The organism is Mucilaginibacter sp. P25 (genome assembly GCF_050859465.1).
Taxonomy (GTDB): domain Bacteria; phylum Bacteroidota; class Bacteroidia; order Sphingobacteriales; family Sphingobacteriaceae; genus Mucilaginibacter; species Mucilaginibacter gossypii.
On the sequence record NZ_CP193937.1, the window covers coordinates 5,385,953 to 5,396,682 of the forward strand.

Here is a 10,730-nt window from a genome sequence, read left to right on the forward strand (position 1 = left end):
TATGTTAAATTACTACTGCGTCAATTAACCGAAAAGGTTACCTCCATTTTGCTGCCTGGCTTTAAGATGAGCCATTGCCAATCTTGAGCGCTTCCCTTCTGGGCTCAGATCAAGGTGCGATGTACCATCCTCAAGTGTAAAGTCAAAGCCTAATTCTTTGGTTACAATTTTCAAGTCGTTTATATGCAACTGGGTAGCAAATTCCTGGTGGGTATGAGGGCATACCGCCATCCCCCTTTTTATACCTTCCTTTTTGTAAATATGAGCGCCTATCTGGGCCGGCCGTTGTATAATATGAAAAAACTTGCCAAACGGGATCCAGATAAGAAACATAATAACTGTTATAGCATGGGTTACGGCCATATAATCATATGCAATGCCTTTCATATATTCATAACCATAGCTCAAGCCAAGACCGGTAACAGCAATAGCTAAAAGCAGGATTAACGGCAGCAAATCACCCTCAAAAGTTTGCGTAGCAACTAAACCGGCATTAGTGAGGCGACGACGCATAAATATCAATACGCCGGCAATAACTAACCACGAGCACCAGTAAAGGGCCTTAAAAATCACAAAAGCCACAAATGAACCAAGTGCAAATTCAAACATTTTGAATCCGAAGAAATGGGCTTCATACATGTGCACTCTCGAGGGGTTTATACTGGTTGCGGGGTTCATGGTAAAATTTATCCAGCCAAAGGTTAAAGGAAAAGTAACACAGAAAGCCATTGTGCAACCTGTTGCCATTAAAAAATGGCCTATCCACCGGCTCCGTCCGCGGGGATAAATAAACTTTTGGAAGCCAATATTTTGTATAAACTCTTTTGCAAATGAAATAACATGCAAAAATATCTTCCCGGTAAAAAAAACTGAAAGGTGCGCTTAAAATACATCCAGGTAGGTGGCCTTTGCAACCATACGGTATAACGGTAAACTATTCCGAAAAAAGCGAACACAGTTCCGAATAAATAAATAATTAATGCGGGGTCGAAATTTTGAAGCTTACGTGAGCCATAAAAAACGAACGAGATTAACAATAAGGAAACTCCTGTAGCTATAAATAGGGCCTTTTTATTAAGAGACATATCCATCTGCTAATTGTATTAAGAAGTATGATAATTGCCGGTTTCAATAAGCCGGATTAGATTTTCACCAAAAATATACAACTATTTCTGATGCGGGTTTTCCTGGTTTCTGTTTATTATTATAATATGCCGTGGCTATTATAAAACATTTAAAAATACAAAAAAAACAGTTTCTTGTATCGGTTTTAATTACATTAGACTATATTCTTCAATAATTACCTTTTATTAATGCCTCTTTATTTCCTGTTATCATAAACTTATTACGAAAATATGGAAGCTCAGCATACAGCACTACCACCTAAACCAGGCGAACCGATTACGGGCCACTCACTCCAAACTTTCTTCCCTGGTTACTTTGCTTTGGTAATGGCAACCGGGATAGTTTCGGTTGGTGCCTTTTTATATAATATGAAACAGGTTGCCAACATCTTGTTATGTGCTAACGTTATTTTTTATATTGTGCTTTGGGCTGTGCTCATATTCAGGGCAATTAAATACCCTACAGATGTATGGAAAGATATAAGCAGTTCGTCGCGTGGAGTCACTTTTTTAACCATCGTTGCCGCGAATAATGTTTTAGGGAACCAGTTTGCTTTAATGACCTCCTATAAAGATGTAGCCATTTTTTTATGGGAATTTGGCATCGTACTCTGGGTGATGATTACTTACACCTTTTTTATTGTGATCACCGCCAAAGAACCTAAACAAGGAGTGGAAGCGAGTTTAAGCGGTGCCTGGCTGCTCATTGTCGTAGCCACCGAATCTGTAGCGGTGCTGGGGGCTATTATTGCCGGTGAAATGGTTCATAAGGATGTTACTATTTTTATATCGTTTTGCGCTTTCCTCATTGGAGCAATGCACTATATGGTATTTATATCGTTAATTATATACCGCTGGCTTTTTATAAGCATGAAAGCGGAGTTGTTAACCCCTCCTTATTGGATAAATATGGGTGCCGTAGCCATTACCACGCTGGCGGGTTCACGTTTATTGATGTACTCACACAATCATGAATGGATAAGCGGCATTAGCTATTTTTTACCCGGGCTCACGGTTTTTTCTGGGCGTTTGCAACCTGGTGGATCCCTATCCTGTTTTTATTACCTGTATGGCGGCATATCATACAAAAAGTTCCCGTGAAATATGATCCGCAATATTGGTCGCTCGTTTTTCCGGCCGGTATGTACGCCGTAGCTACCTTTAATTTTTCCAAAGCGCTTGATCTCCCGTTTATCCTGCCCATTTCCAATATCTTTATTTATTTTTCAATTACAGCATGGGTGATTGTTTTTGCCGGAATGTTAAGAGAGTTCATCCGTTTTTTGCATTCAGAAAAGAGCCTTTAAATATTTCAAAAACTTAAGTATAAAGGCATTGCTTTATTCTAACCTCAAAAGCAACAGAAAGGGAGAACAATCAATAATAGTTAAAATCTGTTTTGGAAAAAGCGGCTAAGATTGTCCGGAGTTTTTTATTTAAAGGTCATTGTAATGTTTTGGCATAATTAACCGTATTGGTAATCAAATTGTATTTTTTTATTAAACCCAAAAAAAGGTTTTGAAATTTCAAAAAAAAGCCGATAATTGCCACCGAAATATCAGAAAACTCGAGCTATTGATTAAAGATTCGCATCTGGATACGATGCACCGGTCAATATCAACAGAAAGATATTTTAATATTACCATTTGGTTAATTTATTAGTTTCCTAAACCTTTCTTTTTGATGAGCATCCGTATAACTATCCGATCCTTATATGTTTTAATTTTACTATCCTTCACTGCTGCGTTAAAAGGCTATAGTCAAACCATACCAGTTGGAAGCTATGCTGAGGAGCTATTACGCAGGGATCAGGTAGCAGGAAATACAGGCAATACGTCATCGCTTGTTATCAGGCCTTTAGCTTCAACGGTTGCTGATCCTGCGTTTCAGCCATTGATTTCGAGCCATGAGTATTTAAAATTCAATTTCATGGGCATGCCATCGGGTTTACGCATCCTTCCGTTTAACTGGTTAAATGAATACAACGTGAACCGTCCCTTTGGCTACAATAATTCCTCCTTGTATCCCAATGCAGGCTATCAAAGCATGCTTAGCGGCGGTTTCTTGTTAAAAGCCGGAATTCTCAACGTACAGATAAAACCTGAGCTGGTTTACGCACAAAATAAAAGCTTTTCAACTTTTGCAGATGTACAGGCCCGAAACAATTCGCCGGCACTTATGGGTGCTTATTTTGGCCAAATCAATGGAATTGATGCACCCGAACGATTTGGTACATCTTCTTTAAAACATCTTTATCCCGGGCAATCAAAAATCACTTTGACGTATAAAAGCATTGAAGCCGGCGTATCTACAGAAAACTTGTGGTGGGGACCAGGAATAAGAAATTCAATCATGATGAGCAATTCGGCCCCTGGCTTTTTCCATTGGACCTTCAATTCAACCAAACCGGTTAAAACACTGGTTGGCTCATTTGAGTGGCAGATCATAGGAGGCAATCTAAAACAATCGGGTTTTGCACCAGACGATGTAAGCAAACTTATATACGGCAGCAATTTATATAGCCCCAAACCTAAAGTTACAAGGTATATTTCGGCCTACAGTGTCAACTGGCAGCCTAAATGGCTAAAGGGCTTATACCTTGGCCTTTCTGCTTATGACTATCTTGACAAAGACTCTCTTTATCATAATAAAAACATTATCCGTAAAGTAATTCCGGTTATTACCGGCTCTTCACTAAAGGCGAATGACATCAACAACGGACAAAACGGCGACCAACAGGATTTTGCGTACGCGCTCAACATCAGACAACTGCTACCTTTATACAAAGCTGAAATTTACTTTGAATGGGCTCGTAATGACCGCACCGGAAGTATTTCTGACTTTTTACAGGAACCCGAGCATTCATCAGCATATACCTTTGGCGGACGCAAATTGTTTGAACTTAGCCGGGGCGGCTTTATACAAATTAAATCGGAAATAACACAGTTGCAAAGAGCGCCAACCTATTTGCTGCGTGACAGAACCTTCATGGTATATCCATTCGCAAAGCCCGAGAGACGGTTATACCAATTATGGCAGATACATAGGTGCTGGAATCGGACCAGGTGGTAACAGCTTTATCTTTGATATAAGTTACCTCAAAAATTACAACTCTTATGGCCTTATGCTGGAAAGGCAGTTACATAACAATGATCTGTATTACCAGGCTTTTACTGAAGCCAGAGTAAGCAATCTTCACTGGGTAGATATTGCGGGTACATTTTATGCTAATCATAAATTTAAAAACTACCTGCTCTCGGCAGAAGCTACCCCTGTTTACACGTTGAATTATGAATACAAAAATGGCTCGACTTTCAATTTACATGCCAGGATTAACTTTACTTATTTTTTTAATTAATGAACAATTTTAGCCCCGATTTTTAGTTTATCGATCAACACACCATTTATACTAGAAATTAAAAAAATCACTTTAACCCCTAAAATGGGAAATTGGTTTACTTTTGCAGAAAATATTATCATTTATTGGAGTGTTATTTTATACTCTGATGACTTTCACATATGAACAGACTTCGCTTTCTTATATTTTTAATTGCTGTACTCAGTTTCGGAGCAGTTACTAATATTACCGCCCAAACCAACTTACAAAACATTTCCTCAATTAATGTCGACGATATTTCAGATCAGCAACTGATTCAGCTGCTACAGCAAGCTCAAAAATCAGGATTAACCGACGCTGAGTTGCTACAGCAAGCTCAAAGCCGGGGAATGTCAGCCGCACAGGTTCAAAAGTTAGAACTTCGTATAAAAAAATTAAGGACCAAAAACAACGAATCATCCAATACCCAACCCGATTCGACACTTACACGGCAAGGCAGGCAACTTAATTATAAACCAGATACTACTGATACCCTTTACACCAATAAAGATTTATTTGAAAGCTTAAAGCCAAAAATTTTTGGCGCCGATATTTTTAAAAATAAAAACAGTTCATTTGAACCCAATCTTAAACTGGCTACCCCGTTAAATTATATTGTTGGGCCTAATGATCAGCTTAACATAAGTGTTTACGGCAGCTCTTTGGTAAACTGGAAACTGGAAGTATCCCCCGAAGGAAATATAAACATTCCGGGGGTTGGCATTTTAAATGTTGGCAGTAAAACTATTGAACAAGCCACAGCTTTGATAAAAAGTAGGCTTGCAGCGAATAATTATGCGGTTGGCCGCGGTACAAGCGTACAGGTTACCCTTGGAAATATCCGTAGTATTCAGGTAATTATTATAGGGCAGGTAGCTAAACCGGGCACTTATACCCTACCCTCGCTCGCTACCGTTTTTAATGCATTATATATGGCAGGCGGCCCAAATGATAATGGTAGCTTAAGGCAGATAGAGGTTATCAGGAATAACCACATTATCAGGCACCTGGATGTTTATGATTTTTTGTTAAAAGGCGATCAGAAAAACAACATTACCCTGCAGGATCAGGACATTGTACGCGTACCAACGTACCGGACCAGGGTGCAGCTTGTTGGTGAGATTAAAATACCTGCCTTGTTTGAAGTTTTGCCGGGTGAAAGCCTGGATAACATTATAACTTATGCCGGAGGTTTTACTGATAGTGCATATACTGCCAGGATCAAAGTATCGCAGGTAAGTGATCAGCAGCGCAAAATAACGGATGTGTTGGAAGCCGATTATAAAAACTACATTCCGTTAAGGGGCGATAAGTATACTATTGAACCTATTATATACAGGTTTGAAAACAGGGTAGTAATAAAAGGAGCAGTTTTCCGGCCTGGCGATTATGAACTGCAAAGTGGGCTAACACTGCTGCAATTAATTGACAAAGCCGCGGGATTAAAAGAAGACGCTTTTACCGAACGCGGTACAATTACCCGCCTAAAGCCGGATAACAGTACCGAAATAATAGGGTTTAATGTTAAGGACGTTATCAATAAATCTGTAAATATCCCCTTACAGCGTGAAGATATTGTTAACATCTCGTCCATATTTGATTTAAGAGATAAATACACCGTTACTATTAATGGTAATGTAAGGAAACCGGGGAAGTTTGCTTTTTCAGAAAATATGAAAGTAGAAGACCTGATTTTAAAAGCCGGCGGTTTTGCAGAAGGCGCAAGTACAAACCGTATTGAAGTAGCCCGGAGGATAACCGATGCCGATCCTTCATCTAAAAACAGTTCAGTATCGCAGGTTTTTAGCGTTAATATTGACGGTAAGCTGAAACCGGCAGACGCTAACTTTGTGCTTACGCCCTTTGATATTGTTTCGGTATATAGCCTGCCCGGATATGAAAAGCAAAAAACAGTAAAGGTTGAGGGCGAAGTTTTATACCCCGGCTCCTACACCATCAAAAGTAAAAACGAAAAAATATCCGACCTGATTGCCAGGGCTGGCGGGCTTACCGCCTCGGCCGATGCAGCGGGCGGTTCGCTAAAACGCGATAATTTTGCAATACTGGGTATAGATAAAAACAAAGCAGATACGGCATCAGTAAATGCTGAACGCTCGGCCCGGATAAACAGGTTAAAACAATCATACAAAGATTCGACGAAAACCACTACCGATACCGTACAACAAAGAAATAATTATGTTGGTATTGAGTTGGATAAAATTTTAAAGTCTCCCGGATCAAAAACAGATTTGCTTTTGGAAAATGGCGATGTTATCAGGGTGCCAAAGCAACAGCAGATTGTTCGTGTTAACGGCCAGGTACTTTACCCAAGCGCCGTGGTATTTGACAAATCAAAATCATTTAATGATTTTGTTTCCAATGCCGGCGGTTACGGGCCGGATGCACTGAGGCGCGGCGCATATGTGGTTTACCCTAACGGAACGGTAAAAGGCACACGGAAGTTTCTTTTCTTTAATAATCATCCATCTGTTAAACCTGGTAGTGAAATATATGTACCTAAAAAATCAGAAAGTAAGGGTAATACTGCCCAAACTATATTAGGGTTTACTACCGGACTGGCTTCTTTGGGAGCAATTATTTTAGGGATATTAAGTTTGAATAAATAGCAGCTAAAAATCACCAAACTTTATTCATGACTCAAACTATAAAACATAGCCCCGACGAAATTTCAATAACAGATTTTGTAAAAAAAATTCGGTCGGTGTCTTCATATCTCAAAAGCAAATGGCTCATAATATTAATTACCAGCATAGCAGGTGGAGGATTAGGGTTAGCATATGCGATACTAAAAAAACCGTTTACACGGCCTCTTCTACTTTTGTATTAGATGATGGAAATAAATCCGGTGGTTTAAATCAATATGCAAGTTTGGCCTCCATGGCTGGTATAGATATTGGCGGAGGAAGCGCCGGTGGAATATTTCAAAACGATAATATTCTTGAACTATACAGATCACGTTTAATGATTGAAAAAACATTGTTAAGCGAAGCAACCTTTAACGGCAAAAAGCAACAATTAATTGAAAGGTACATTGACTTTAACCATCTTAGAGACGTTTGGAAACAAGAAGATAATAACGGTGATATTTCATTTACCGGCAGTTCAGATAATTTTAGCCGTAAACAAGACAGCATTATTTCTAAGCTTGTTGAAGTACTCAATAAGCAATCGCTTACAGTTAGTAAACCGGATAAAAAACTGAGCATTATAAGAGTAGATGTTACAAACAAAGATGAATTGTTTGCAAAGGAATTTAATTTGAAACTTGTTGCAAATGTTAACGACTTTTACAAAACAACAAGGACCAAAAAGAGCAACCAAAACATACAAACACTTCAATTCCAAGCAGACAGCGTTAAGAGGGTTCTAAATAATTCAATTAATGGAGTTGCATCAGCAATAGATGCTTCACCTAACGCAAATCCCAGCCTGCAGATATTAAGGGCCCCGTCTCAGCGAAAACAAATAGATGTACAGGCAAGTACCGCTATTTATGGGGAGATTGTAAAGAACCTTGAACTTTCAAAAATGTCATTGAGACAGGAGACACCATTAATTCAATTAATTGACAGTCCCATACTGCCTCTCGAAAAAACTAAACTTAACAAACTTGTAGGATTTTTTGTGGGGATGTTATTAGCATCTTTGTCAATAGTATTAATACTATTATTATTCAGACAATCCAAATTGGTTCCTAAAGCTTAACTAATACATGAAGATCAGCATTATACTACCTCATGTAATTCGAAGACCAGGAGGGGGCACAAAAATCATGTATGAGTTTGCTAATCAGCTAAGTGATTTAGGTCACGAGGTTGTGGTATATAATTGCATACAAACGTCTTTTTTTGAATTATCGGGGCTAAAACTATTAGTAAAAAGATTGTACCTGTTTTTTAATAAACACCCGGCATGGTACAAATTCAATAAAAGCATAAAATCAACTATCATTAAACAGGTAAGCAATATCTTGATTGATGATGCTGAAGCAATTTTTTTACAGGATGGTCATTAGCGTATGACCTCCAAAAACTCAGTCAAACTAAAGGAAAAAAATTTAATCTGATTCAAGATCTTGAATTTTGGACAGGCGAAAAAGAAACTATTATTGATTCGTATTTATTCAAGAACATAATTAAGCTAACTTATTCAAATCACATACAAAACTATATAACACAGTTAGGCGAACAGGTTCATAAAGTTTCAATTAGTGTTGATACGAACTTTTTTAAAATAGCATCGCCCATTGAGAAACGGGTTGAACGCACTATTTGTATGATGTATTCAACAGAGGAAAGAAAAGGGTCGAAGTTTGGTCTTGAGGCCTTGCTTAGGCTTAAAGAGCAAAACAACGATCTAAAGGTTCATTTATTTGGGACTTCCGCCGGACCTTTAAATTTGCCGGAGGGATTTCAATATCACCAAACGCCTAAAAACCTGCCGCAGCTAATGAATAGCTGCTCTATATTTTTAACCCCGAGTTTATGGGAGGGGTACGGAATACCGGGTATTGAAGCTATGCATTGCGGGTGCGCAGTAGTTTGCTCGGACGCTGAAGGACATATGATGTATGCTAAAAATAATGACACTGCCATTGTTTTTAAAGCTGGGGATACCAATAATATTGTTCATGCACTATCAATGCTGCTTAATGACGATAAGGAGCGGATAAGAATAGCAAAAAATGGGAATAAATTTATTTTAGGTCAAAAGTCATGGGCGGATTGCGCGATCGAACTGACCGATATTTTTGAAAAAAATAAATAGTACTTCAGAAAAAGTTCTTTGGTATATACGTCTAAAACCTAAACCATTTTACAGATTAATACTTTTTTAAAGTCAAAGCACGTTGAAATTTAAGTCAAAACTAAATCAGTATTTTAAAAAATCCAGTATTGCAATAACTATCGGCTTGGGAGGGCTTAAGCTCATAAAGGCAGTATTAACATTAGTTATAATTATACTTTCCGCTAAGTACTTTGGCGCTTCATCTGATAGGGATGCCTGGCTTGTAGGGGTATCGATAATTACGGTATTTATACAACTCTTATTTGGCCCAATCAACGAAACTTTTATTACAAAATATATTCACATCCGTGAAGAAGAATCGGAACAAAGCGTAAACGATGCTACAAACTCATTAGTATCAACTATAATTATCTTATCTCTTATTATCAGTGCAGGTATATTTTGTTTTGCGGATAGTCTTGCAAACTTATTTGCACCGGGCTTTACCGAGGACCAAAGAAAGGTACTGGTTTTGATGATCGATATTTTGATTCCTTCATTGATTATGCTGGAAATTGTTAATATCTGGAGTTCTATTTTAAATGCTTACAAATCATATTTTATTCCCGATCTATTTTCATTTGTTTCGCTTACGCTCAATATCATATTGATTATCATACTATCGCCGTCAATAGGCATATACTCATTAATTGTGTCAGCATATATAGGCTCAATACTTCTGCTCATTATACTGTATCGGGAACTTAAGTATAAATTTAATTATAGTTTCAAATTTATAATTCCAAATTTCCAACAGGTAAAACCCTTCTTCCTCTTCGCGTTACCTTTATATGTTAATTACTTGTTCTCACAGGCCGATACTATTATTGAACGCAATATAACAACCACAAAAGGCACCGGTAGTGTGTCAATGTTAGATTATGCCAGGAAATTTACTGAGCTGCCTACAGGTTTGATGATTGCAGTTGTAACAACGGTATTAACTCCTCTGTTATCGCTTTATGCAGTTAAAAACACAGCGAAAGAGTTAATGGAAGAAACTCAGAAGTATTTTAGGTTTACCATATTGCTGATTTTGCCTATTTCCATTATGTTGATTATTGCACCTCGAGAGATTATTGAAGTGGTTTTAGTTCGGGGTAAATTTGTAGAACAATATGTTAACCCTACAAGTCTGTTGCTTAGGTGGTATGGGCTTGGGTTATTTGCGGTTATATTTTATGTAGTTTATACCCAACTTTTAATTGCCCAAAAAAAAGTATATTTTTTTCTAAGGTTGTGATATTAACCTATGTGGTTAAAATAGGCTTCAATATTTTTTTTAACAATTATTTTGAATTAAATACATTTCCCATATCATCAATGCTATCCAACTTTATAATGGGGTTAATACTTATGTATTTTGGACTGAAAGAATTTAGGAAAAAGATGCTTACTGATGCCTTTTTCATGCTCTTGAT

At 37.8% G+C, this 10,730-nt stretch carries 10 protein-coding genes; 9 read left to right on the forward strand and 1 reads right to left on the reverse strand.

Going from position 1 to position 10,730, the window contains the following annotated elements; genetic code table 11:
• Window positions 1-24: 24 nt before the first annotated feature.
• The gene (locus ACRQ5D_RS27160) at window positions 25-729 is read right to left on the reverse strand and encodes a hypothetical protein (protein WP_431198438.1); all 705 of its coding nucleotides are present in this window, start codon (window positions 727-729) and stop codon (window positions 25-27) included.
• 626 nt (window positions 730-1,355) lie between these two features.
• Here ACRQ5D_RS27160 and ACRQ5D_RS27165 point away from each other — a divergent pair.
• From ACRQ5D_RS27165 to ACRQ5D_RS27205, 9 genes are all read left to right on the forward strand, one after another.
• Window positions 1,356-2,225 (forward strand): tellurite resistance/C4-dicarboxylate transporter family protein, encoded by an 870-nt coding sequence (locus tag ACRQ5D_RS27165; protein ID WP_432327227.1) that lies wholly within the window; start codon window positions 1,356-1,358, stop codon window positions 2,223-2,225.
• On the forward strand, window positions 2,177-2,431 hold the full coding sequence (locus tag ACRQ5D_RS27170; RefSeq protein ID WP_432329882.1) for a hypothetical protein: 255 nt from the start codon (window positions 2,177-2,179) through the stop codon (window positions 2,429-2,431). The genes ACRQ5D_RS27165 and ACRQ5D_RS27170 overlap by 49 nt, the downstream gene beginning before the upstream one ends.
• 376 nt (window positions 2,432-2,807) lie before the next feature.
• Window positions 2,808-4,196 carry a hypothetical protein gene (locus ACRQ5D_RS27175; RefSeq protein WP_432327229.1) on the forward strand — a complete coding sequence of 463 codons (1,389 nt, stop codon included), beginning with the start codon at window positions 2,808-2,810 and terminating at the stop codon, window positions 4,194-4,196.
• Window positions 4,197-4,248: 52 nt separating this feature from the next.
• Window positions 4,249-4,482 (forward strand): hypothetical protein, encoded by a 234-nt coding sequence (locus ACRQ5D_RS27180; RefSeq protein ID WP_431198442.1) that lies wholly within the window; start codon window positions 4,249-4,251, stop codon window positions 4,480-4,482.
• Between the two features lie 161 nt (window positions 4,483-4,643).
• Entirely contained in the window at window positions 4,644-7,127 is a 2,484-nt protein-coding gene (locus ACRQ5D_RS27185) for an SLBB domain-containing protein (protein ID WP_091162793.1), read from the forward strand.
• Window positions 7,128-7,245: 118 nt separating this feature from the next.
• Complete coding sequence (locus ACRQ5D_RS27190) at window positions 7,246-8,226, forward strand: lipopolysaccharide biosynthesis protein (RefSeq protein ID WP_431198443.1); 981 nt, start codon at window positions 7,246-7,248, stop codon at window positions 8,224-8,226.
• Between the two features lie 7 nt (window positions 8,227-8,233).
• A complete protein-coding gene (locus ACRQ5D_RS27195; protein ID WP_431198444.1) occupies window positions 8,234-8,536 on the forward strand; it encodes a hypothetical protein in 303 nt (100 codons plus the stop codon).
• Between the two features lie 254 nt (window positions 8,537-8,790).
• Window positions 8,791-9,288 (forward strand): glycosyltransferase family 4 protein, encoded by a 498-nt coding sequence (locus ACRQ5D_RS27200; protein ID WP_431200883.1) that lies wholly within the window; start codon window positions 8,791-8,793, stop codon window positions 9,286-9,288.
• 82 nt (window positions 9,289-9,370) lie between these two features.
• Entirely contained in the window at window positions 9,371-10,552 is a 1,182-nt protein-coding gene (locus ACRQ5D_RS27205) for a lipid II flippase MurJ (protein WP_431198445.1), read from the forward strand.
• The last annotated feature ends 178 nt before the right edge of the window (window positions 10,553-10,730 follow it).